The sequence below is a fragment of the Nocardioides sp. WS12 genome (genome assembly GCF_014108865.1).
In the GTDB taxonomy this organism is placed as follows: domain Bacteria; phylum Actinomycetota; class Actinomycetes; order Propionibacteriales; family Nocardioidaceae; genus Nocardioides.
The window spans coordinates 989,398-1,011,601 of record NZ_CP053928.1 but is presented as its reverse complement, the minus strand read 5'-3'; the positions used below and the strand labels follow the sequence as shown (position 1 = coordinate 1,011,601).

Sequence of the window (22,204 nt, the reverse complement as noted above, 5' to 3'; positions counted from 1 at the left end):
ACCTAACGGACCACGAAGTGTGGGCATCAGGGACGGGCGTAGAAATCCGGGGTGCGCCAGTAGTGGAGCGATTCCTGGGTGACCGGACGGCCGGTGCGCGGTGCGTGGATGATCTGGCCGTTCCCGACGTAGAGCGCGACGTGGTAGATCGAGCCGGGGTTGCTGCCCTCGCCCCAGAACACCAGGTCGCCGGGCCGCAACTGGCCACCCGAGATGGGCGTGGAGACGTCGTACTGGGCGACGGAGTAGTGCGGGAGGCTCTTGCCGCCGGCTGCCCAGGCTTCGGCGGTCAGGCCGGAGCAGTCCCATGCGTTCGGGCCGGAGGCGCCCCACCGGTACGGCTCGCCGAGCTGGGCGCGGGCGAACGCGATGGCCGCCTGGGCACCGTTGCTCGGTGCAGGAGCTGGGCCGGGGTCGGCCGGCTTCGGATCGGGGTCCTTCGGCTCGGGCGTCGGAGTGGCGTCGCGAACCGGGGTCGGCCTGGCCGCGACCCGGGCAGCCCGGCGTTCCTCCTCGAGCGCAGCCTGGCGGCGGGCGGCGAGGGTGACACTGACGCCCTGCAGTCGGGCGAGGGTGCGGACCAGTTGGGCCTTGCGGCGTTCGATGCGGGCCGTGGTCGCAGCGGCGGTCCGGGCGGCGTCCTGCGCCTCGTCGCGCGCGACGCGAGCGTCGGCTGCGGCCCGGTCGGCACGGACCGCTGCGGCCGAGGCGACCTTCTCGGCCTTCTCGGCGTCGTCGGCCGCCGCGATGAACTCGTTGCGCTGCTGGTTGAACATGGCCTGGACGTGGTCGATGGCAGCGGATCGCTCGACCAGGGCCTCCATCCCGTCGGCAGAGATGAAGGCACCGACGGCAGACAGTTCGAGGCCCATCGCCTCAGCGGTGATCACGGCGTCGCGGTAGTCGACCTTCTGGAGGGCCATCGTCTGGTCGGCCCTCACCGACGCCGCTTCCGCGACCCGTTGGGCGGTCCGCGCCTGTTGGGCGGCCCACCGGGCGCCATTCCAGGCCTCGGTGGCCTTCGCGGCGCGAACCGAGGCCGTCTCGAGGTCGGCAGCAGCCGCCGCGAGCTTCTCCTGGACGACCTGCACCTTCGTCTTCGCGACGGATGCCCGGTCCCGCGCGGCGCGGACGTCGCTCACCGAGGGGGTGTCGGGATCGGCTGGATCAGCCTGCGCCCCGGGGACGAAGACGGCCGCCGTCAGCACCAGCGCAAGAAGACCTGACCCGAGAGTTGGAGTGCGCACTCGCGTCACCGTAGTGCGATTTCGTCACATCCGAAACAAAAACCCCAACATTCTCAGGATTCATCGGCGTGTCGGCTTGACGAACTACATCGTTGTAACTCTCGAAATGACGTCGTTAGTCGACCTCGATGGGTACCTTCGACGTCGTCGTGGTCGGGTGTGAATGCAGGCCGCGATCGAACTTCTGACCGCTCGCGATCCCACCGACGTAGAAGGCCACGACGGCAATCGCGATGCCCGCGATGTCGTCGGCGACGTAGTGCCAGCCGAAGTACAGGGTCGCGACGACGGTCAGGCCGAAGTTCACCCAGAAGACCCACTTCAGGATCTTCGAGCGCAACGTGTACTGGACCATCAGCGCGAAGAGCAGGGTGATCGCGCAGTGGAGGCTCGCGAAGCCGGCGATCGAGTTCACCGAGCCGGTCGCGCCGCCGTACAGGACATTGCCCCTGGCTCTCACGATCCCGTTCATCAGGTCGGTCGTGCCGGTGTGCGCCAGACCTCCGGTTCCGTAGTACTCCGCGGCGTAGGCGATACCCGGGCCGAGGGTCGGGAGGAGGTAGTAGGACAGGGTGCCGAGCGACCAGGCCAGGCACTGCGAGGTCACGAACCAGTAGCCGAACGACATGTTCCGCGACCAGACCAGCCAGGCCGTCACGCCGAGCGGGACCAGCGGCAGGAACATCAGGTAGATCGGCGAGAGCACCTCAGCGGTGACCGTCTTGCCCAGGATCGCGTGCAGGACGTCGCTCGGGTCGTTCCCGAAGAAGATGACCCGGTCCATGATGTGCAGCTCGCGGTCGTAGGACAGCGCCCGGACCTCGCCCGGTGCGGCGGCCGGGTCGGAACGCACAAAGGGCAGGAACGACTTGAGGTTCCGATAGCTGACGTAGGTCAGGTAGAAGCTGATGACACCGATCGCCACCAGGGTGGCGCGTTCCCTGGTCCAGTGGGTCTTCAGGCGGTGCCGCACGATCGGCATCACCCGGTTCGGACGGCCACGGGCCTTCCAGAGGGTCAGCGGCAGCAGGTCCAGCAGCAACGCGCCGATGAGCAGCAACGGCAGGCGGATGTAGGACGGTCCGAGGAAGCTGCCCTCCGGGTCGAGCAGGCGGCGGTCGAGCTTGACCGCGGTGAAGATCGCAAGCCCCAGCATGATCGCGGCCGTGCCGATGAGGAGGGTATAGGCGCGGCGATACACCGGGGCAGTCTAGGAGACCGATCCTGACCATCGTGCTGGTGCGTCGGGAATCACGGCCAGGCCACGCCGATCCACCTGTACGGCGGCGCTGTTTCCCGACGCCGGTGCCCACCCCGGGGCGCCCACGGCCTCGAGATCACCGACCCCGTCGACCGACACCACGACACGACTCCCGTCCGGCGTCAGGCCGAAGTCCTGTACGACGGCCGGTTGGCCCTGCCCGGGTCCCGCTTGGACCGCCGAGGACCGGACCGCCACCGCCGCGCCGGGAGCGGCGGGCGCACCCGCCAGTCGCAGCAGGGCGGCCGCAGCATCCCCTTCCAGTACGCGGGAGTAGCCGAGGAACAGGGCGGTGTCGCCGTCGACGGGCGCTCCCCACACCTCGGTCGCGGCGCCCTCCTGCACGATCTGGCCCCCGCGCATCACCGCGAGCCGGTCGGCGACCGCGAAGGCCTCGGCCTGGTCGTGGGTGACCATCAGCGCGGTCGTTCCGGACGCGGTGAGGATGCGGCGCAGGTCGGTGGCCAGGCGGCCGCGCAGTTCCGCGTCGAGGGCACTGAGCGGTTCGTCGAGGAGCAGCAGGCGCGGGCGTGCTGCGAGGGACCGCGCCAGGGCGACCCGTTGCCGCTCGCCGCCGGAGAGGCTGCGCGGCAGGCGGTCGCCGAAGCCCGCGAGCCCGACGAGAGCGAGCAGGTCGTCGACCTCGGTGCGGACTGCGGCACGCGACAACCCGCGCAGGCGTTGGGCGTAGCCGACATTGCGGGCCACGGTCAGGTGGTCGAAGAGTTGTCCGTCCTGGAACATCAGCGCGAAGCCGCGGCGGTGCGTCGGGGTGTCGGCGAGGTCGCCGCCATCCCACGAGATCGACCCTTCGGCGAGGGGCTCGAGTCCGGCGACTGCCCGCAACAGGGTCGACTTGCCGCAACCCGACGGGCCGAGGACGGCGAGCACGTCGCCGTCCTTGACGGAGAGGTCGACGGCATCGACGGCACGGGTGCCGTCGAAGGTGACGGTCACGCCCTTGAGGTCCAGCATCACCAGGCTCCTGTTCCCGGCACACGCAGCCGCTCGACGACAAGGATGACAGCGGCGGTCACCGCAGCCAGGACGACCGAAGCCGCCATCGCGGTGCCGTAGTTGAGGGCACCGGGATGGCTCAGCAACCGGTAGATCGCGACGGGCAGTGTGGGCTCGGCAGGCCGCACGATGAAGGACGTCGCGCCGAACTCGCCCAGCGACACGGCGAACGCGAAGCCGGCGGCTGCGAGCAACGGCCGCCACACGACGGCCACGTCGACGGTGCGGATCGCCCGCAACGGTGAGGCCCCGAGCGAGGCAGCAGCTTGCCGCTGCCGGTCGTCGATGCCCGCCAGGACAGGAACGAGGGTCCGCACCACCAGGGGCAGAGCCACCAGGGCCTGGGCGATCGGCACCAGGAGCGGGCTGCTGCGCAGGTCCAGTGGCGGCTCGTCGAGTGCGATCAGGAATCCGAAGCCCAGGGTCACCGCGGAGACGCCGAGCGGCAGCATGAAGAAGCCGTCGAGCACGGTGCGCATCCGGCGACCGGTGCGCGTCCGGGTCCGCCGGGTCACCACGAACGCGACGATCAGGCCCAACGACAGGGACATCCAGGTCGCGTCGACCGCGATCCGCAGCGACGCGGCCAGCGCGTCGGTCACCGACACCTGGAGCAGTCCGTCACCCGACCCCTCGAGTGCGCGGTAGAAGTCGAGGGTCCAGGCACCGTCGCTCCGGAAGGACGCGACGACCAGCGTCAGGATCGGCAGCGACACGGCCAACAAGGTCAACGCGGTGACCACCACTGCTGGAATGTCACGAGCTTGCGGTCGTGCTGGGGCAGCCACGGATCGTCGTACCGTCGGGTCGGGGACGGCGCGCAGGCGTCCGACCACGACCAGGAGGACGACGACCGCGATCATCTGCACCAGCGACAGGGCTGCGGCCGCGGGCAGGTCGAGCAGGTCCGCGGTGAGCAGGTAGATCTCGGTCTCGACCGACGAGTACTTCACGCCGCCGAGCACCAGCACGACACCGAACGCGGTGGCGCAGAACAGGAAGACCACGCTGGCCGCGGAGACGATCGCCGGTCGGAGCGCGGGGAAGGTCACGGTGCGGAACACCTGCCACGGCGAGGCGCCCAGCGCCGCGGCGGCCTCCCCCGGTCGGCGGTCGAGGCCCTCCCACGCCACGCCCACGGTGCGGATGACGACCGCGACGTTGAAGAACACCAGGCCGATCAGGATCGCCACCGGGCTGCCGTCGAGACCCAGGAAGCCGAGCGGCCCGGACGACGAGATCAGCTCACGAACCGCGAGGCCGACGACCACCGTGGGCAGCACGAACGGCACCAACAGCGCCGCCCTCACCAGCGCGCGGCCCCGGAACCGCAACCGGTGCAGGACATACGCGGCCGGGACTCCCAGCAAGACAGCGATGGCGGTCGCGACCGTGCTCGTCCAGACGGTGAACCACAGCACCCGCCCCGTCCGGGGTCGCTGGAGTACGTCGACCACGGCTCCCGGATCGAAGCGGCCCTCGGGCCACAGGCCACGCCCGAGCATCGCGCCGACCGGCAGCACGAAGAACACCGCGAAAACGACCACCGGGACGGCAGCAAGCAGCGCGAACGCTGCCTTGCGGCCTGTCCCGGCGGAGGAGGTCATCGGGAGATGATCTCGTTCCACTCCTCCAGCCACGCCTGGCGCTCGCTGGCGATCTCGGCCGGAGCGACCTGGTCCGTGCCCTCGGGGCGCTTCGCGAAGGTGGCCCACTCGGCCGGCAGTTCGATGCCGTCGGCGACCGGGAAGACGTACATCGAGGGAGCCAGTGCGGCCTGCACCTCGGGGCTCAGCAGCCAGTCGATGACGGCCTCGGCACCAGCCACGTTGGTCTCGTCGTCCTCGTCACCCTTGAGGATGCCGGCGTACTCGACCTGCTCGAAGCAGTTGTCGAGCAGCGCGCTCGTCGTCGACTTCGTGCCGGCCTTGTTGAGCGTGAAGGCGGGCGAGGAGTCGTAGGACACGACGATCGGGCGGTCGCCACCGGAGAAGGTGAAGTCGGTGAAGTACGCGTCCGACCAGCCCTTGACGACCTTCGCGCCATTGGCGACCAGGTCCTCCCAGTAGCTGGGCCACTCGTCGCCGTACTCCTCGATCGTGGCGAGCAGGAAGGCCAGGCCAGGCGAACTGGTGCTGGCGCCCGGGATCACGAACAGGTCCTTGTAGGCCGGCTCGGTCAGGTCCGCGAGGCTGGTCGGGGCAGCGATGCCGTTCTTCCTGAACCACGCGTTGTCGACGTTGACACACACGTTGCCGTTGTCGATCGGGGTCAGCGCGTCATCGTCGTCGCCCTCGAGTTCGAACTTCTCGGCACCCGCGGGCAGCGTCGGCGCGTACGACGCGAAGACGCCCTCGTCGATGGCGCGCGTGGCGAACGAGTTGTCGACACCGAACACGACGTCGCCGACCGGGTCGTCCTTGGTGAGGACCAACTGGTTGGTGAGCGCACCGGCATCCTCGAGCTTGCTGATCTCGAGGGTGTAGCCGGACTCCTTCTCGAACGCCGCGACCATCTCGTCGGGCAGGGCGAAGGACTCGTGGGCAACGAGGGTGACGCTCTTGTCGGTGGCTCCGGTCTCGCCGTCGTTCTCACTGCTGATGAGCGAGCAGCCGGAGGCGACCAGCGCCACCGCTGCGACACCGATGACCCGAGTGACGTGAATGCGCGCACGCATGATGAAGATGACTCCCTTCGCCGGTCTTAACCGGAGCAGGTTCGGAGGGTCTGCGGCGGATCCGCACTCTCAGCACCGATTCGGTGCTCCCCTGTCGTACCCACAGAAGGTAACCGATCGGACGATCCGGACCGGTGCCGGTCCGCCCTAGGGTGGCGCGGTGACAACGGTGATCGCGCGCGGCAAGGCCTCGGCAGTCCGCACCCACCCGATCGCTGTCCTCTACACCGTCACTGCCTTCACCGGCGCCGCGCTCTTGTTCCTCGTCGAGCCGATGGCGGCCCGCATGCTGCTGCCGTCGTACGGCGGCGCGGCCAGCGTGTGGGCGACGTGCACCTTGTTCTTCCAGGTCGTGCTGCTGCTCGGCTACGTGTTCGTCCATCTGACCTCGCGCCTGGGCCCGCGCGGGCAGCCGCTCACGCTCGCCCCGTTTCTGCTGCTTCCCCTGCTCGTCCTGCCGCTCGCGCTGCCGTCCGACGCGACCCCGGAGTCGTCGCCGGTCTTCTGGCTGCTCCGCACGTTGCTGGTGATGATCGGCCTGCCGTTCGCCGTACTCACGACGACGGGGCCGGTCCTGCAACGGTGGTACTCCTGGCTGGACGTTCCCCGCGCCGACGACCCCTACTTCCTCTACGCCGCGAGCAACGTGGGCAGCTTCGTCGGCCTGCTGGCCTACCCGTTCGTGGTCGAGCCTCACTTGTCCCTCGGCACGCAGCGCTCGGCATGGTCGTGGGCGTTCGTGGGCTTCCTCGCCCTGGTGGCCGCCTGCGGCCTGGTCGCCTTCCGGGGACATCGACGTGCTGCTGCGCCTGCCCAGCACTCTCAGCGGCCCGCCGTACGCCGGATGCTGATCTGGCTGGCGCTCGCGTTCCTGCCGTCCTCACTGATGCTCGGCGTGACCACGCACCTGACGACGGACGTCGCGCCGGTGCCGCTGCTGTGGGTGGTGCCCCTGGCGATCTACCTCGCCACCTTCGTGATCGCCTTCGCGGGAACCGGGCGCAAACGACCGGGCACCGCGGCAGCCGTCGCCATCGTTCTGGTGATCGTGACCCGGGCCCTGACCCTCGTCGAGCGCACCCTGCCGCTCCCGGTGACCGTCCTGGTCCACCTCGCCCTGCTCGCGGTGGTCGCGTACGTGGCGCACGCGCTGCTCGCCGCGGACCGGCCCGCGGCCGACCACCTGACCCTGTTCTTCGTCGTGGTGTCGATCGGCGGTGCGCTCGGCGGCCTGTTCAACGGACTGCTCGCGCCCCTGCTCTTCGACCGGGTCATCGAGTACACACTCGTGCTGGCCGGCGTGCCCCTGTTGTGGCTCGCGCTGGGAGCCACGCGCTGGATTGCCCTCGGCATGACCACCGTGCTCGCCATCGGCGCGTTCATCTCCCTGCCCCGCGGAGAGGTGCTGGCCAGGTCTCGCACCTTCTACGGCTCCTACCTCGTCGTCCAGCACGACGATCGGGTCGAGCTCGCCCACGGAACGACCGTGCACGGCTTCCAGTCCCGCAAGCCCGACGAGCGCTCGGAGCCGACCAGCTACTACGCCCGCAACGGCCCGCTCGGCGACGTGTTCGACACGGTCGGCAAGGACCTCGTCGACATCACGGCCGTCGGCCTCGGGACAGGCACCATCGCCGCCTACGGCCTTCCGGGGCAAACAATCCGGTTCATCGAGATCGACCCCGAAGTCGTGCGGATCGCGAGCGACCAGCGCTACTTCACGTTCCTGGCCGACTCAGCTGCAACCGTGGAGACCACGGCCGGCGACGGACGGCGGCGCGTCGCCGAGCTCGCCCCCTCCACGACCGACCTGCTGGTCCTCGACGCCTTCAGCTCGGACGCCATCCCGGTGCACCTGCTGACCGCCGAGGCCTTCGCCGAGTACGCGACCCGCATCCGCAACGGCGGCTCCATCGTCGTCCACATCAGCAACCTGTACTTCGACCTCGCACCGGTGGTCGCGGGCGCCGCGCAGCGGCTGGGCTGGCACGCAGCCGTCGGCGAGGGCGGCAGCAAGCCCCTCGGCGTCCGATCGGGCTGGATCGCACTGAGCCCCGAAGGCGGTCTGGCGGACACCCTCGTCGCGGAGTCGAACTGGGCGCCGCTGACCGGCACGGCCGACCAGGCTTGGACCGACGACCACGCATCGCTCCTCGAAGTACTGCGCTGACCGTCAGGTCGCGAGGTACAGGACCCCGTCGGCGTGATCGGCCTCCGTGGCCTGGCCGCGCGCGACAAGCAGGTCGAGGTGGGCCTTGGTCTCCATCGCCGCCATGCCCTGGCTGAAGATGTCGAGAGTGTCGAAGGCGTGCTCGTGCCGAGTCCAGCCGAGGTCGCGCGCCACGACGATCGACGACACCTCGCCGCGGGCTCGCAGCGAGGCCAGGCACTGGTCCAGGCGAGTTTCGTGGAAGGCCAGCAGTTCATCCACCCGGTCGTACGACGACGGGGCGACCGGACCGTGCGCGGGAAGGATGCGCAGGTCGGGCAGGCCACGCACCTTGGCCAGCGAGGCCATGAACTGCCCCAGCGGTTGGTCGGCCGGCGGCACGGTGAAGCCGATCGACGGGGTGATCGTGGGCAACACGTGGTCGCCCGCGAACAGGACGCCCTCGACCTGGTCGGCGTAGACGTAGTGGCCCGGCGTGTGACCGGGGGTGTGGACGGCGTCGATCGTGCGCTGACCGATCGCAAAGGACCGGTCGCCCTCCAGCCAGACATCGGGGAACTGCCAGTCGGCTGCGTTCGGCAGTTCGCCGTCGTGGCCGGCCTCCCACTCCTGGGCGATCTCTTCGGCGCCGGCAGTCCGCAGGACCGCGAGGAACGGGCTCTCCCCCATCTCCGCCCGGGCCGCCCGTTGCAGCAGCTCGAGCGCCGGCTTCTCATCGATGCCGAGCGACACCTCCGCGCCGAACTCCTGACCGAGCACGTTGGCCATCGTGAAGTGGTCGCGGTGCACGTGGGTGACCAGGAACCGGCGGATGTCACCGAAACCCGAGCCGATCGACCGGAGGCTCTTGTCGAGCAACTCGCGCGCCACCGGGATCGACCAGCCGCCGTCGATCAGGGTGAGTCCATCGTCTCCCTCGACGACGTACACGTTGATCGCCTTGAGGGCGTCCATCGGCAACGGCAACGGAATCCGGTAGATGCCGTCGGCGACCTGCCAGGCACCCTCGTTCGCCCAGTGCTCGCCGGAGTCCGGTGAAATGGCGTGGCCGGTGGCGATCCCTCCCGTGGTCATGAGGTCACCTTAGGAAGGGGTCGTTGAAGTCGCTCCACTGGGGACCAGATCGGGCAGGTTGAGGTCGAGGTTCGGCTCCTGGATGCCGCCGTCGACCTCGAGCAGTTTTCCGGTCACGAACTGGCCGGCGCGGGAGGACAGGTAGAGCACTGCCGCCGCGATGTCCTCGGCCTCGCCGATGCGACCGAGCGGCGTGGCCTCCTCCATCTGCTGCTTCATCTCGGGCACGCCCGCGACGAACTCCAGGGCACTGGTCATCACCGAACCGACATAGACCCCGTTGACGCGGATGTTCGGGGAGAGGTCGGTTGCCGCGAGCCGCGTCCAGTGCGCGAGCGCGGCCTTCGCGACGCCGTACGCGAGGTAACCGCGGGCCGCCGTACGACCCATCATCGAGCTGATCGAGGTGATCGACTTCTGGCGTCCCTCGCCGGCCGAGGCCAGCATCAGCGGGACCGCGGCGCGGCTCAGCGCATGCGCGGTGGCGACGTTGAAGTGGAAGGACTCCTCCAGGTACGCCACATCCGTGTCGAGGAAGGCGTTCGGGATCGTGCCGCCGACGTTGTTGACGACGATGTCGAGACGGCCGAAGGCGTCGTACGCCGCTTGGGCGAGCCCGGCCACCTCATCGGTGTGCGCAAGGTTCGCTGGTACGACGACCGCGCGGCGCCCGACGGCCTCGATCCGGGCCGCGACCTCCTTGAGCTGGGAGTCGGTGCGCGAGGAGATGAGGACGTCGGCGCCGGCCTCCGCCAGCGCGATTGCGGTGGCGGCGCCGATGCCCCGGCCGGCACCGGTGACGACGGCGACGTGGTCGGTGATCGTGAAGCGGTCCAGGATGGATTTCGAGGCTCCCTCCGGTCGCACCTCAATCACCGACCTTGACGAGTCCGCGGCCGGTGACGAGCGGCAGGTCCAGCGCGGTCAGCAGTCCGGGCCGGGCGGCAACGACAGCCGGCACCGCGTTGATCAGGCGCTGGGCGGTGATGATCATCCCGGAGACGTTGTGGTCGCCGTGCTCGCCGTGGTGGGTGAACTCCACCTTCATGCAGGGCTCGCCGGTGATCTCGATCCGGTAGCAACCGTCGCCCTCGTGCGGACGTGGCCATTCCGGTTCGGCCTCGGCGTCGGTGCGGGTGACGTGCTCGAGGGTGACCCGCGGGACGCCGTCGACCGTGCCGATCACGCGGAACAGCACCGATCCCATGGTGCCCTCCTCGACATCGACCGAGTGGGTCTTGACCGAGCGCGGGGCGGGGCGGCGGGTGACCTCCTCGACCAGCGGTTCATCCAGGGTGACGCCAAGTCCCGCGGCGATGACGCGCACGACCGGGCCCCACGCCGTACTCAGGATGCCGGACTCCCACAGCATCGGGCGGGTGTCCATCGGCTGCCCGAACCCGAAGATGTCCTTCATGACGACGGGTTGGTAGTAGGTGGAGTAGTCGGCGATCTCGCTGACCTTGATGTGGTCGATGCGCTGGCTGAGGCTCGTCATCACCAGCGGCAGCACGTCGTTCGCGAAGCCGGGGTCGATGCCGTTGACGTGCAGGCTGGCGTTGCCCTGGCGGCCGGCCTCATCGATCGCGTCGATCATCTCGGCGGGCAGGGTGCCCTCGTTGTGCAGCAGGATGACCGGCCCGGAGGACACGACGTTGACGCCGTCGCGGATGAAGCCGGTGAGGTCCTCGATCGACTCGAAGAGCCGGTCGTCGGTCATCGCGCCGTGCACGATGCAGTCCGGGCGCAGCGCGATCAGCTCATCGCGGTCGGTGGTCGCCTTGACGCCGAGTTCGCGACCGAGCTCGGCGAGCTCGCCGGCGTCCTTGCCGTGCTTGGCGGCCGTCGATGTCCAGACACCGACCAGCTCGAGGTCGGGGTGGGCGTCGACGCCGGCGATGGCGTGCCGGCCGATCGTGCCTGTCGACCAGACGACGACACGCAGCGGCTTCTCGGGGATGACCTGTGACATGCGGTCAATCTAGAACAGGTTCTAGTTCTGGGGAAGGGCCGCGACGGGAATCGCTTCGCCCGGGCCCCACTCCGGGCACCGCGTGCCGGAGTAGATCGTGGGCATGCACCGGTTGCAGTGGATGCAGATCCCTTGGGTCGCCGTGCCGGCCCGGAGCCGGTTGACCAGGTCCGGCTCGCGCAGCAACGCACGCCCCATCACGACGAACTCGAACCCGTCGGCCATCGCCTGCTGCATGGTCTCCAGCCGGTTGATCCCACCGAGCAACATCAGCGGCGTCGACACGGCGGCCCGGAACTCCAGCGCCTTCGACCGGAAGTACGCCTCCTCGAACTCGTACTCCTTGAGGAAGCTGCGGCCCGCCGGCGTGCGCATCCCCCACTTCACCAGCGGCGGCATGGTCGCGGCGAACTCGTTGACCGGCGCCCCACCGCGGAACAGGTACATCGGGTTCATCAACGACGAGCCACCCGACAACTGCAGTGCATCGAGGTGCCCGTCGGACTCCAGCAGTTGCGCGAACTCGATACCGGTCTCGGTCGTCACGCCGCCGGGGAAGCCGTCGGAGACCGAGATCTTTGCCGTCACGGCGACCGCGTCCCCCACCTCCTCGCGTACGACGCGCGCGACCTGCCGCGCCAGACGAGCTCGCCGCTCCAGCGGCCCACCCCACCGGTCACCGCGGCGATTGAGCGCCGGCGCCAGGAACGAGGAGATCAGGTACGAGTGGGCCATGTGCAGTTCGAGGACGTCGAAGCCGGCACGCACGAGGGTGCGCGCGGCGGAGACGTAGGCACCGGTGACCCGGGTCAGGTCCTTCTCGCTCGCCGAGCGGATCATCTGCATCGACAGGGGGCTGGGCATCGGGCTGGCGGAGATCGCCCCGACGCCATTGGACCGTCCGTTGGCGACCGGGCCGGCGTGCCCGACCTGGGCGGAGATCTTCGCTCCGGTCGCATGGATCGCGTCGGTCAGGCGCGAAAGTCCCGGCAGGGTCCGCTCTCCTACGACGATCTGCTCGCGATGCGTCCGGCCCTCCGGTGCGACCGCCAGGTAGGCAACCGTCGTCAGACCGACGCCGCCCTCGGCCGGCGCCTGGTGATAGGCAATCAGTTCGTCGGTGACTTCGCCGTTCGGCGTACGCCCCTCGAAGGTGGCGGCCTTGACCGTCCGGTTGCGCAGGCGCACTGGACCGAGGTCGACGGGACTGAACACATCGGGGACGCTCACGCCTGCACCCTAGCCGCGAAAACTGAAACGTGTTCTCGTCTCCGGGAAGGCGATTTCGGCGCTATCGTCCGATCATGGCCAAGTCGCTCTGGCGCGAACGCAACGACGCCCTCGACCCCGAGACCGACTACGTCGAGATCGTGCAGAACCTGTCGACGTACGAATTCCCCTGGGACATCCTCCAGGCCCTGGGGTTCGCGCTCTTCCGCACCTTCGCCGTCCCCAGTGTGGGTCGCCTCCTCTACGAAACGGGTGCCTTCACCGAGGCCACGCAGAAGCGGTACGACGACACCGGGCTCCTGCTCGAGCCGCCCATCGTGCACGGCTTCGAGAGCGCCGAAGGCAGGGCCGCCCTGCGCCGGATCAACCAGATGCACAAGGCGTACGACATCAGCAACGACGACATGCGCTACGTCCTGTCGACGTTCGTCGTGGTCCCGAAGCGCTGGCTCGACGAGTTCGGCTGGCGACCGCTCACCGACAACGAGGTGCGGGCGGTGGTCAACTACTACCGGGCCCTCGGGAAGCACCTCAACATCAAGGACATCCCGGAGACGTACGACGCGTTCATGCACCTGATGGACGACTACGAGCGCACCCACTTCGCCTTCGACCAGGGCGGGCGTCGCGTCGCCGACGCGACCCTGCACCTGATGACGACGTTCTACCCCCGCCCGACGCGCAAGGCCGTGCACCAGTTCGGCCGCGCGTTGATGGACCGCCCACTGCTCGACGCCTTCGGGTACGTCGCACCGCATCCCGTCGTTCGCAAGGCGAGCGTCGCCGCCATGAAGGCACGCGCCCGCCTGCTCCGCCACGTGCCCTCGAAGCGGAAGCCGACCTTCGCGATCGACCTGCCGCGGATCAAGAGCTACCCCGACGGCTACGCGATCGGTGCGCTCGGCACGTTCCCTGTGCCGGGGTCGGGCGGCTGCCCGGTCCGGCACACGGCGGGCGCCGCCAAAGCGTCTGCCTGATGGAGATGCCGCAGTTGCGATCGTACCCAGGTGATAAGATTCCCTTATGACATTGGCGGCCCAGTACGTGAGTGCTCGTCACGACGAGGACGTCGCGAGGGTTCGGCGCATCCTGGCGTTGCGAGCGATGACCGCCAACGGCATGTCGCAGCGCGCGATCGCCGAGGCGCTGGGCATCAGCCAGCCGGCGGTCAGCCAGCAACTCAAGTTCGCACCCGAGTTGAACAACATCCATCCCAACGTTCTCCTCGAGGCAGCGGCTCCAGTGCTCAAGGCTCTCGCCGCAGAGAACGGCTACTCGCGACTCGCGGTCTTCGGTTCGGTTGCTCAGGGCAGCGCGCGGGCAGACTCCGACATCGACCTCATCGTCGAGACACCGCAGGGGACGTCGTCCTTCGGGTTCCTTCAGTTCAAGCAATTGATCGAGAAGGTGATCGGCCGAGAGGTCGACCTGGTCGACTACGGCGGCCTCAAACCGCGACTCGACGACGACATTCGTCGGGAGGCGGTTCTCCTTTGATGGAACGCAAGGCCACGAAGGAGTTGCTCCACATCCAGGGGTGGCTTGACCGTGTTGACGAGATAGTCGAACGCGGCAAGGACATCTACCTCGCGGATGCCCTGCTCCAGGAGGCCGGCGATTCGCTCATGATGAAGCTGGGCGAAGCCGCGAACCGGCTTTCACGACTGAATGTCCTGGCCCCGCAGGGAGTTGAGTGGGCGCTGGCTGTCGCCAACCGCAACTTCCTCATCCACCAGTACGACGAGGTCAATCGGGAGCTCACCTGGTTGACGCTTGCCCGCGATCTGCCCGACTGGAAGCACTCGCTGGCAGGCCTGTTCGAGGATGCGGGCAGAGCCCTGGACCGCGACGCCGATCAGACCTGAGCCTGCAACGCGTCCGCCTGGTCAGCCCTGGTTGAACTGCGCCGCGCGCTTGCCCACGAACGCCGCGACACCCTCGATGCCGTCCGGCGATCCGGCCTGGTTGCGGATCGAGAGGGTCTCCTTGCGCAGCGCCAGCTCGGGCGCCGGGACGGCGACCTCGCGCAGCAGGCGCTTGGCGGCACCGTTGGCCGAGGCCGAGCCGGCGGCGAGGACACCGACGACCTGCTCGACGGTGTCGGCCAGTTCGGCGGCCGGGACCAGTCGCGCGACCAGCCCGGCGTCGTACGCCTCCTGGGCGGTCAACAGGTCACCGAGGATCGCCAGACGCAGGGTCCGGTGCAGGCCGAGGGTGTTGACGAGCAGCGAGCTGCCGCCGTCCGGCGAAAGGCCGACCTTCGTGTACGCGAGGCTGAACTTCACGTTGTCAGCAGCGATCACGACGTCACCGACGGCCGCGAGCGGGAAGCCGGCGCCGGCGGCGGTGCCCTGGACGACGGTCACGACGATCGCCTCGGAGCGGACCAGTTCGCCGACCACGCGGTGCAGCGCCTCGGCGAGGTCGTCGATGAAGTCGGCGGGGTTCTCGGCGGTCTCGAAGGCGGCGAGGTCGCCGCCCACGGAGAAGAACCGGCCCTCGGCAGCGAGCACGATGACCCGCGCGCCGTCGCGACCCGCACTGCGGACTGCGTCGAACAACTGGGCCACCGATGCGGGATGGATCGGGTTGCCCCGGTCCCCGTCGACGAGGGTGATCCGGGCAATCCCGGCGTCGTGGGCGTAGCTGACGTAGGTCTCGGTCACACGTTCATGATGCCGGAGCGATCAGGCAGCGCAGTCCCCGGTGTCCTTCTCGGACTCCTCGGCCTCACCGGCGCGCGCGCTGGCCGTGACCTGCTTGGCGGTCAATGCGTAGCCCGTCTCCGGGTCGGTGACCGACGCAGCGAAGACCACGCCGGCGACCTGGCCGTCGGGGGTGACGATCGGACCGCCCGAGTTGCCGGGCCGCACCAGGCCGCGCAACGAGAAGACCTCGCGTACGACGGTGCCGGAGCCATAGATGTCGGGGGAACGGAGGTTCTGCATGGACCGGATCCGGCCGGTCTGCACGTCGAACGGCCCGTCCTGCGGGTAACCGACGATGGCCACCGGGTCTTCAGCGACCGACGTGGTGTCGAAGTCCAGGACGTTCGCGTTGCCGGTGTCGACCGCCAGCACCGCGATGTCGAGCTCCTTGTCGTAGAGCACCACCCGCGCCAGTTCGGTGCCGCCGTTGATGCTCACCTCGGGGTCGTCGACACCTGCGACGACGTGGGCGTTGGTCATCACGCGGTCCTCGGCGTAGACGAAACCGGTTCCCTCGACCCCGCGGCCGCACTGGTTGGCGCCACGGATCTTCACGACGCTCTCGCGGGTGGCCTTCACCTTCGCGGTGCCGGGCAGGTTCGCCGGGCCCGGGGCGACCTCGATGATCTGCTCCGGAGCGAACGGCTCGAGGTAACGCGGGAAGAAGCCGGTGCCGACGACGTTGTTGAACGCCTGGAGCACGTTGGGGGCGGCGTCGGGCAGGACTTCGTTGACCTTCGACAGCACGGTGGAACTGCGCACCATCGAGGTCACCGAGCCGATCCGGGTGCCGGAGATCGCCACCCCGAGCGCCCAGGCCACCAGCAGCACGGCCAGCGCCGACAGCAGCGCGCCGCCGATGGCATCGACGGCCCGGGCCGGCTGCCAGGTGATCCGTTCGCGGACCCGGGCGCCGGCGTACTGCATGAGGGCCTGGCCGAGCGAGGCACACAGGATGACAATGAAGAGCGCGCCGAGGGAGACGGCCAGCGACGGGTCAAGGCTGCCGAGCACGATCGGCGCGAGCAGGATGCCGCCGAGGCCGCCGGTCAGCAGGCCCACCGTGGCGAAGGCGCCGGTGACGAAGCCCTGCCAGTACCCCGACAGGGCGTAGGCAAGGACGAGCAGGACGAGCAGCCAGTCGAGGAAGTTCACGCGGTCACTCGTCCGGTTCGAGGAGGTCCATGCCGTCGTCACCCGCCCGGTCGTCGTCGCCCGTCCCGGACGTCCGGCGGACGTACTCGGCGAGCATGTACTCCGGGAGATCATGCACTGGCGGGTCGTCCGCTGGGGGGAGCCACCCGAGGAACGAGAAGAACCGGGTCAGGATTCCGCCCGTGAAACCCCACAGGATGACGTCCTTGTCGTCGCCGATCAGGAAGCCGGGACCGTTCCACCCACCCGGGTGGCGCACCGAGATCCGGTGTTCGGGATCAACAAGTTCGCGCAGGCCGACCCGGTGGATCTGGTGGACCTCGTCGGGCGAAGCGACCCGGACCGGGCCCGGATCACGCCACCAGCCCAGAACCGGCGTGACCGCGAAGTCGGACGGTGGCAACCACAGCTCGGGGAGCACGCCGAAGATCTCGACGCTGCCGGGATCGACGCCGATCTCCTCCCACGCCTCCCGCAGCGCCGCCTCGACCGCGGTCTCGCCGGGATCGATCTTGCCGCCGGGAAAGGAGACCTGCCCGGGGTGGGAGCGCATGTGGTGGGCGCGTTCGGTGAGGAGTACGTCGCCGCCCGCGTCACTCTCACCGAACAGCATCAGCACCGCTCCGCGGCGCGGGTTGCCCCCGGCAGGCGGGAGGAACTGGGTGAGCTCGATGCCCTCGATGTTGCGCGACCCCTCGGCCAGCGGCCGCAACCAGTCGGGCAGGTCCGCGGGAATCTCGTCGGGGACACGGTCCACCATCCGGGCCCGGACGTCGTCCGGCATCGGCGTGCTCATCGGGCCCCTTCCTGTGCAGTTTCGTCGGGTGTCGTTGCGGTGACGTCGATCCCGAGGTGCTGGTCGACCAGCGCGACCAGTTCCTTGAGGGAGTCGACGCCACCAGCAGACTGCTGGATCTCGCCGCCCGCGTCCACGAACACGAACTGCGGCAGGCCCTGGACGACCAGATCCGTCTCCTGCAGGTCACCGCACGCGTCGGCCAGCGACGGGTAGGTGACGCCGCTCTGCCGGGCGAGGTCGATCGCCGCACCGGGATAGGTCTCGAGGTAGTCGACGCCGAGGACGGCGACCTGGTCGCCGTACTTCTCGTGGAACTCCTGGAGGACCGGGAGTTCCTTGCGGCACGGGCCGCAGTTGGACGCCCAGAAGTTGAGGAGGGCCGGCCCGCGAACCTCGGCGAGCGAGCGGGAGGTCGTGCCGCCGAGGCAGTCCAGCGCGAGGTCGGGCAGGTCGGCAGCGGGCGCGGTGGTGTCGGTCTCGAAGTCGCAGTCGGCGATGCCGGCCGCTTCGCGGTCCTTGACCAGGTCGGGCGAGTCGACGTCGACCTTGCAGGCCAGCGAGGGGGCGACGCTGTCGCAGCCCGTGAGCAGCACCCCCAGCGCGACGAGAGCGAGCAGAAGGGCGTGCGGCCTCAATTCGGTCCCTCGGTGCGCAGCAGCTTGTCGGCCTCGCCCGGGTCCGTCGGACCTTCGCCGTACGACGGACACCAGCGCGCCACCGGACAGGCACCGCACGCAGGCTTCTTCGCGTGGCAGCAGCGGCGGCCGTGCCAGATCAGGTGGTGCGACAGCATCGTCCAGTCACGCTTCTCGAAGAGGGCGCCGACGGCGTGCTCCACCTTCACCGGGTCGGTCTCCTCGGTGAAGCCGAGGCGCCGCGAGAGCCGGCCGAAGTGCGTGTCAACGGTGATACCGGGGACGTCGAACGCGTTGCCGAGCACCACGTTGGCGGTCTTGCGGCCGACACCCGGCAGCGTCACGAGGTCCTCGAGACGCCCGGGCACCTGACCGTCGTACCGCTCCATGAGGGCAGCGCTGAGCTTCAGCAGGGACTCGGTCTTGGCCCGGAAGAAGCCGAGCGGGCCGACGATCTGCTCGAGGTGGTCGCGGGCGGCGGCGGCCATCGACGCCGGGTCGGGGTAGGCCGCGAACAGGATGGGCCGCACCAGGTTGACCCGCTTGTCCGTGGTTTGGGCGGACAACACGGTCACGACGAGGCACTCGAAGGCGTTGTCGAAGTCGAGCTCCGCCTTGGCGTCGGGATAGGTCTCGGCGAGCACCCGATCGATCTTGCGGGCCCGCCGGACCCGCTGGGTGGGGGTTTCGTCCTCGACCGCAATGGCCCGCTTGTTCTCCCGCACGGGCCAAGCGTACGGGCGCCCGCCGACAGCACAGCCCGCCCAAACCGCCGCCCGTTGACTAGGTGTGAGTTCGACCACTGGCTAGGATGCGGATCGAGCGTGTTGATGGGTCGTATCCGTCCCTGGGGGGCGGGCCTTCGATGCGTAGTCACCTTGGAGGAAAAGCGTGGACAACGACGTACTCCGTCAGGCGCCACTGTTCAGCGCGCTCGACGACGAGGCCATGGCCGCCCTGCGCACGTCGCTGGCGACCACGCGACTGCGCCGCGGCGAGGTGCTGTTCCACGAAGGCGACACCGGCGACAAGCTGTACGTCGTCCTCGAGGGCAAGGTGAAGCTCGGCCGCACGTCCTCGGACGGCCGCGAGAACCTGCTCGCGATCATGGGCCCCGGCCAGATGTTCGGTGAGCTCTCGCTCTTCGACCCGGGCCCGCGCTCCGCCACCGTCACCGCAGTCACCGACGCCGACTTCGCCTCGCTGTCCCACGACGACCTGCTGCGCTGGCTCGAGGGCCGCCCGGTCGTCGCCCGCGGCCTGCTCACGCAGCTCGCCGGCCGTCTCCGCAAGGCCAACGACGTCGTTGCCGACCTCGTGTTCTCCGACGTCCCCGGCCGGGTCGCCAAGGCGCTGCTCGACCTCGCCGACCGCTTCGGCCGCACCGCCGACGACGGCGTCCACGTGCACCACGACCTCACCCAGGAAGAGCTGGCCCAGTTGGTCGGCGCTTCCCGCGAGACGGTCAACAAGGCACTCGCCGACTTCGCTTCGCGCGGCTGGCTGCGCCTGGAGCCCCGCTCGGTCGTCATCCTCGACGTCGAGCGCATGGGTCGCCGCGCCCGCTGATCCTCAGCGGCAAAGGTTTTTCTGCACGGTTCACCCCCGGACCACCCGTCCTGCGCGTAGGTACGGGTGAAAGGGGGTCAGCCGCATGCCACACGCACCACGGGACGCATTCGAAGAGTTCGTCCATGCCCGCACGCCGGCCCTGACCCGCACCGCGTACCTCCTCACCGGAGACGCTCACCTCGCGGAGGACCTCGTGCAGACAGCACTCTTCAAGGCGGCCCGCGCCTGGCACCGGATCAACGGTGACCCGGAGCCCTACGTGCGGCGCATCCTCTACACCCAGAACATCTCGTGGTGGCGGCGTCGCAAGCTGAACGAGACCCTCACCCCGTCGTACGACGACAAGGCCGGCCCGGGGCGCGAAGCCGATCGCGAGCTGCGGATGAGTCTGGAAGCGGCGCTGGCCCAACTCACGGTGCGCCAGCGCTCGGTGCTGGTCCTGCGCTACTTCGAGGACCTGACCGAGGTCGAGACCGGCGCCGCACTCGGCATCTCCTCAGGGACCGTGAAGTCGACGACTCGGGAAGCGATGGCCCGCATCCGGTCCCGTGCACCGCACCTCGAAGAACTGCTCGAGGGTGCGTCATGAGCGGCGAACGGCTCCGTGAAGAGCTGGCCCGGATCGCGGAAGGCGCGCCTCAGGTCGACGTTCCCGCCGACCTCTACGCCCGCGGCCGCCGAGCGACGGCGCGGGCCCGTGTCCTTGCGGCGGGGGCCGCCGTCGCATGCGTCGCGTTGCTCGTCGCGGTGCTGGCGCCGGCGCTGCAGACCGATCGCACGCCGGTCGCCGGCAAACCAGCGCCCGCCATGCCCGACCACATCCATGCCGTACCGCTGCACGTCGACGATGCCCAGACCGACCTGAAGATCGGCATCGGCGCGGCGGCCTTCGTGACCGAGACCGGCATCCCGGTGGTCGTCAGCGCGATGACCGGCGAGTACCACCTGCTCGACCTCGAGGGCCTGTTGACGCAGGAGAACGACTCAAGCGGCCCCACCCTCGACCACCCGCCGATCGCTCTCTCGCCCGACGGGCAGTCCGTGGCCTGGGGCTGGCTCGAGCGGGGCGGCGACGACCTGGCCGGTGCGCGGAGCGGAATCCGGATCGCCGACCTCGAGACCGGTGTGGTCCGGGATGTGGTGATCGAGGCCGAGCGCCCGGTCCTCGTCAACCAGGTTTCGTGGTCGTCGGACAGCCGATGGGTCGGTTGGGGCGGCACCTTCATCACGAAGTGGACCGACGACGCGTTCAACACCGAGACCTACCTCGGCGGGCACCTGCGGCCGGGCGAGAACACGACGGACTGGGTCGAACTGCCCGAGCCCACGAGCGAGACCGACCAACAGACCATCGCAGGCGACCTCTCGTTCCTGGTCGCCGTCACGAACACCGGTGAACTGTCGGCCATCTCCGGCAACCTGTGGTGGCAGCCCGGCAACCGGACCCAGATCTCGCTGCGGGCCGATCTACGGATCAGCACCTTGTGGTCCGAGGCTGGCCGCTGGTTCGTCCTGGTCCACTCCGTCGATGGCGACGAGGTCGCCATGGTGCGCGAACTGCCCGACGGCCAGGACCAACTGGCCTTCACCCTCGCACCCCAACCCCGGATGCTGGGCGTGCTGAGCGACGGGACGCTGCTGCTCCACCAGGAGTCCCTCGACGGCGACGGCCGCATGCCCCCGAACGTCGAGATCGTCACCCCCGACGCGCAGGCCGGCGAGATCGACGCGCTCGAGATCATCGACGTCGACCCAGGCGTCCTTGGCCTCACGCTCGCCGCCGACCTGATCGATCCCGATCACCCGACGGTCGAACGGCCGGCACCTGACTGGCCGTGGTCGACCGAACGCAAGCTCGTCGTCGGCGGTCTGGCTCTGCTCGGTCTCGTCCTGCTCGGCGGAGTCGTGCTGCTCGCGCGACGCCTCAGTACCCGTTGAGGATCTTCCGCGTCGCCTCGTCGGCCGGGTAGAACGCCTCGATCGCCAGCTCCGACAAGGTCACCTCGCGCGGCGTCCCGAACACGGTCGTGGTGGAGATGAAAGACAGCACCGTGTCCTCACCCACCCGCAACTGCAGGGGTACGACGAGCGCGGACGAGTCGATCGGCTCGACCCCGTCGCCGGCGACTTCGGCCGCGAGCTCCCCGATGAACGGGTCGCCCGTGGCGTCGTACTCGTGGCGGAGGCGTTCGGCGAGGTGGGCGCGCCACTCCTCGAAGTTCACGACGCGGGGACCGAGGCCGCGCGGGTGCAGCGAGAGCCGGATGACGTTGATCGGCGGCTCCAGCAGGTCCGGGTCGATGCCGTCCATCAGCGAATAGGCGGCGTCGTTGGCGCTGACCAGTTCCCAGCGGCGGTCCACGACGAGCGCCGGGTAGGGGTGGTGCGCGGCAAGGATCGCCTCCAGCGCGGCATTGGCCTCGGCCATCGGCGGGTCGCTCAACTGGTGCTCCGGGTGGGCGGGCGCATGGCCGGCGGCCAGCAACAGTTCGTTCTGCTCCCGCAACGGGACCTCCAGGTAGTCGCACAACCGCAGCACCATCGAACTCGTCGGCCGGGAGCGGCCGGTCTCGATGTAGCTGAGGTGTCGGGTCGAGACGTCGGCCCGGCTGGCGAGCTCGAGCTGGGACAGGTGCCGTCGCTGCCGCCAGTCGCGGATCAGCTCTCCTGCAGGTGCGTTCACGTCG

The 22,204-nt window shown here is 69.3% G+C and carries 22 protein-coding genes and 1 riboswitch; of the genes, 7 read left to right on the top strand and 15 right to left on the bottom strand.

Features of this window, described 5'->3' with window-relative positions:
• Positions 1-26: 26 nt before the first annotated feature.
• From HRC28_RS04645 to HRC28_RS04625, 5 genes are all read right to left on the bottom strand, one after another.
• Complete coding sequence (locus tag HRC28_RS04645; protein WP_182379004.1) at positions 27-1,247, bottom strand: C40 family peptidase; 1,221 nt, start codon at positions 1,245-1,247, stop codon at positions 27-29.
• A gap of 115 nt (positions 1,248-1,362) precedes the next feature.
• Positions 1,363-2,448 (bottom strand): phosphatase PAP2 family protein, encoded by a 1,086-nt coding sequence (locus tag HRC28_RS04640; RefSeq protein WP_237111701.1) that lies wholly within the window; start codon positions 2,446-2,448, stop codon positions 1,363-1,365.
• Positions 2,449-2,457: 9 nt separating this feature from the next.
• Positions 2,458-3,483, bottom strand: a complete 1,026-nt coding sequence (locus HRC28_RS04635; RefSeq protein WP_182379003.1) for an ABC transporter ATP-binding protein — start codon at positions 3,481-3,483, stop codon at positions 2,458-2,460.
• A complete protein-coding gene (locus HRC28_RS04630; RefSeq protein ID WP_182379002.1) occupies positions 3,483-5,132 on the bottom strand; it encodes an ABC transporter permease subunit in 1,650 nt (549 codons plus the stop codon). The genes HRC28_RS04635 and HRC28_RS04630 overlap by 1 nt, the downstream gene beginning before the upstream one ends.
• The gene (locus HRC28_RS04625) at positions 5,129-6,202 is read right to left on the bottom strand and encodes a thiamine ABC transporter substrate-binding protein (protein WP_182379001.1); all 1,074 of its coding nucleotides are present in this window, start codon (positions 6,200-6,202) and stop codon (positions 5,129-5,131) included. The genes HRC28_RS04630 and HRC28_RS04625 overlap by 4 nt, the downstream gene beginning before the upstream one ends.
• Positions 6,198-6,305: riboswitch (TPP riboswitch) on the bottom strand. It overlaps the preceding gene by 5 nt.
• Before the next feature lie 57 nt (positions 6,306-6,362).
• Here HRC28_RS04625 and HRC28_RS04620 point away from each other — a divergent pair.
• Positions 6,363-8,372, top strand: coding sequence for a hypothetical protein (locus tag HRC28_RS04620; protein WP_182379000.1), 2,010 nt, complete (start codon positions 6,363-6,365; stop codon positions 8,370-8,372).
• A 3-nt stretch (positions 8,373-8,375) separates the two neighbouring features.
• On the opposite strand, the gene HRC28_RS04615 is transcribed toward HRC28_RS04620, so the two are convergent.
• The 4 genes from HRC28_RS04615 to HRC28_RS04600 are packed head-to-tail and all read right to left on the bottom strand — an operon-like array spanning position 8,376 to position 12,648.
• Positions 8,376-9,446: an MBL fold metallo-hydrolase gene (locus HRC28_RS04615; protein ID WP_182378999.1), complete on the bottom strand. Its 1,071-nt coding sequence runs from the start codon at positions 9,444-9,446 to the stop codon at positions 8,376-8,378.
• A 9-nt stretch (positions 9,447-9,455) separates the two neighbouring features.
• The gene (locus HRC28_RS04610; RefSeq protein WP_237111700.1) at positions 9,456-10,313 is read right to left on the bottom strand and encodes an SDR family oxidoreductase; all 858 of its coding nucleotides are present in this window, start codon (positions 10,311-10,313) and stop codon (positions 9,456-9,458) included.
• Position 10,314: 1 nt separating this feature from the next.
• Positions 10,315-11,418 carry a diacylglycerol kinase gene (locus HRC28_RS04605; RefSeq protein WP_182378998.1) on the bottom strand — a complete coding sequence of 368 codons (1,104 nt, stop codon included), beginning with the start codon at positions 11,416-11,418 and terminating at the stop codon, positions 10,315-10,317.
• Between the two features lie 21 nt (positions 11,419-11,439).
• Entirely contained in the window at positions 11,440-12,648 is a 1,209-nt protein-coding gene (locus HRC28_RS04600) for an NADH:flavin oxidoreductase (RefSeq protein ID WP_182378997.1), read from the bottom strand.
• A gap of 74 nt (positions 12,649-12,722) precedes the next feature.
• On the opposite strand from HRC28_RS04600, the gene HRC28_RS04595 reads away from it, so the two are divergent.
• The 3 genes from HRC28_RS04595 to HRC28_RS04585 are packed head-to-tail and all read left to right on the top strand — an operon-like array spanning position 12,723 to position 14,513.
• Positions 12,723-13,625 carry an oxygenase MpaB family protein gene (locus HRC28_RS04595; RefSeq protein ID WP_182378996.1) on the top strand — a complete coding sequence of 301 codons (903 nt, stop codon included), beginning with the start codon at positions 12,723-12,725 and terminating at the stop codon, positions 13,623-13,625.
• 46 nt (positions 13,626-13,671) lie between these two features.
• Positions 13,672-14,145, top strand: a complete 474-nt coding sequence (locus HRC28_RS04590; protein WP_182378995.1) for a nucleotidyltransferase domain-containing protein — start codon at positions 13,672-13,674, stop codon at positions 14,143-14,145.
• Positions 14,145-14,513 carry a HepT-like ribonuclease domain-containing protein gene (locus HRC28_RS04585; protein WP_182378994.1) on the top strand — a complete coding sequence of 123 codons (369 nt, stop codon included), beginning with the start codon at positions 14,145-14,147 and terminating at the stop codon, positions 14,511-14,513. Before HRC28_RS04590 ends, HRC28_RS04585 begins: the two co-directional genes overlap by 1 nt.
• 21 nt (positions 14,514-14,534) lie before the next feature.
• Here HRC28_RS04585 and HRC28_RS04580 read toward each other — a convergent pair whose 3' ends face one another.
• The 5 genes from HRC28_RS04580 to nth are packed head-to-tail and all read right to left on the bottom strand — an operon-like array spanning position 14,535 to position 18,670.
• On the bottom strand, positions 14,535-15,314 hold the full coding sequence (locus HRC28_RS04580; RefSeq protein WP_182378993.1) for an enoyl-CoA hydratase-related protein: 780 nt from the start codon (positions 15,312-15,314) through the stop codon (positions 14,535-14,537).
• Between the two features lie 21 nt (positions 15,315-15,335).
• The gene (locus HRC28_RS04575) at positions 15,336-16,511 is read right to left on the bottom strand and encodes a MarP family serine protease (protein ID WP_182378992.1); all 1,176 of its coding nucleotides are present in this window, start codon (positions 16,509-16,511) and stop codon (positions 15,336-15,338) included.
• Positions 16,512-16,515: 4 nt separating this feature from the next.
• Positions 16,516-17,307 carry a CoA pyrophosphatase gene (locus tag HRC28_RS04570; RefSeq protein WP_237111699.1) on the bottom strand — a complete coding sequence of 264 codons (792 nt, stop codon included), beginning with the start codon at positions 17,305-17,307 and terminating at the stop codon, positions 16,516-16,518.
• A complete protein-coding gene (locus HRC28_RS04565) occupies positions 17,304-17,945 on the bottom strand; it encodes a TlpA disulfide reductase family protein (protein ID WP_182378991.1) in 642 nt (213 codons plus the stop codon). The genes HRC28_RS04570 and HRC28_RS04565 overlap by 4 nt, the downstream gene beginning before the upstream one ends.
• Complete coding sequence (gene nth / locus HRC28_RS04560) at positions 17,942-18,670, bottom strand: endonuclease III (RefSeq protein WP_237111698.1); 729 nt, start codon at positions 18,668-18,670, stop codon at positions 17,942-17,944. The genes HRC28_RS04565 and nth overlap by 4 nt, the downstream gene beginning before the upstream one ends.
• 223 nt (positions 18,671-18,893) lie before the next feature.
• On the opposite strand from nth, the gene HRC28_RS04555 reads away from it, so the two are divergent.
• The 3 genes from HRC28_RS04555 to HRC28_RS04545 all read left to right on the top strand — a co-directional run bounded on the left by HRC28_RS04555 (position 18,894) and on the right by HRC28_RS04545 (position 21,455).
• Positions 18,894-19,514: a Crp/Fnr family transcriptional regulator gene (locus tag HRC28_RS04555; RefSeq protein WP_182380449.1), complete on the top strand. Its 621-nt coding sequence runs from the start codon at positions 18,894-18,896 to the stop codon at positions 19,512-19,514.
• Between the two features lie 85 nt (positions 19,515-19,599).
• Entirely contained in the window at positions 19,600-20,106 is a 507-nt protein-coding gene (locus HRC28_RS04550; protein ID WP_182378989.1) for a SigE family RNA polymerase sigma factor, read from the top strand.
• On the top strand, positions 20,103-21,455 hold the full coding sequence (locus HRC28_RS04545) for a hypothetical protein (RefSeq protein ID WP_182378988.1): 1,353 nt from the start codon (positions 20,103-20,105) through the stop codon (positions 21,453-21,455). Before HRC28_RS04550 ends, HRC28_RS04545 begins: the two co-directional genes overlap by 4 nt.
• Here HRC28_RS04545 and HRC28_RS04540 read toward each other — a convergent pair.
• A complete protein-coding gene (locus HRC28_RS04540; protein WP_237111697.1) occupies positions 21,442-22,200 on the bottom strand; it encodes a helix-turn-helix transcriptional regulator in 759 nt (252 codons plus the stop codon). The genes HRC28_RS04545 and HRC28_RS04540 overlap by 14 nt on opposite strands.
• Positions 22,201-22,204: the final 4 nt, after the last annotated feature.

Bases quoted from the DNA above. Each gene is read 5' to 3' on its own strand.
- HRC28_RS04545 (WP_182378988.1), top strand. From the start codon at position 20,103: ATGAGCGGCGAACGGCTCCGTGAAGAGCTGGCCCGGATCGCGGAAGGC.
- HRC28_RS04590 (WP_182378995.1), top strand. From the start codon at position 13,672: ATGACATTGGCGGCCCAGTACGTGAGTGCTCGTCACGACGAGGACGTC.
- HRC28_RS04625 (WP_182379001.1), bottom strand. From the start codon at position 6,202: ATGCGTGCGCGCATTCACGTCACTCGGGTCATCGGTGTCGCAGCGGTG.
- HRC28_RS04585 (WP_182378994.1), top strand. From the start codon at position 14,145: ATGGAACGCAAGGCCACGAAGGAGTTGCTCCACATCCAGGGGTGGCTT.
- HRC28_RS04615 (WP_182378999.1), bottom strand. From the start codon at position 9,446: ATGACCACGGGAGGGATCGCCACCGGCCACGCCATTTCACCGGACTCC.
- HRC28_RS04605 (WP_182378998.1), bottom strand. From the start codon at position 11,418: ATGTCACAGGTCATCCCCGAGAAGCCGCTGCGTGTCGTCGTCTGGTCG.
- HRC28_RS04550 (WP_182378989.1), top strand. From the start codon at position 19,600: ATGCCACACGCACCACGGGACGCATTCGAAGAGTTCGTCCATGCCCGC.
- HRC28_RS04570 (WP_237111699.1), bottom strand. From the start codon at position 17,307: ATGAGCACGCCGATGCCGGACGACGTCCGGGCCCGGATGGTGGACCGT.
- HRC28_RS04630 (WP_182379002.1), bottom strand. From the start codon at position 5,132: ATGACCTCCTCCGCCGGGACAGGCCGCAAGGCAGCGTTCGCGCTGCTT.
- HRC28_RS04635 (WP_182379003.1), bottom strand. From the start codon at position 3,483: ATGCTGGACCTCAAGGGCGTGACCGTCACCTTCGACGGCACCCGTGCC.
- HRC28_RS04555 (WP_182380449.1), top strand. From the start codon at position 18,894: ATGGCCGCCCTGCGCACGTCGCTGGCGACCACGCGACTGCGCCGCGGC.
- HRC28_RS04595 (WP_182378996.1), top strand. From the start codon at position 12,723: ATGGCCAAGTCGCTCTGGCGCGAACGCAACGACGCCCTCGACCCCGAG.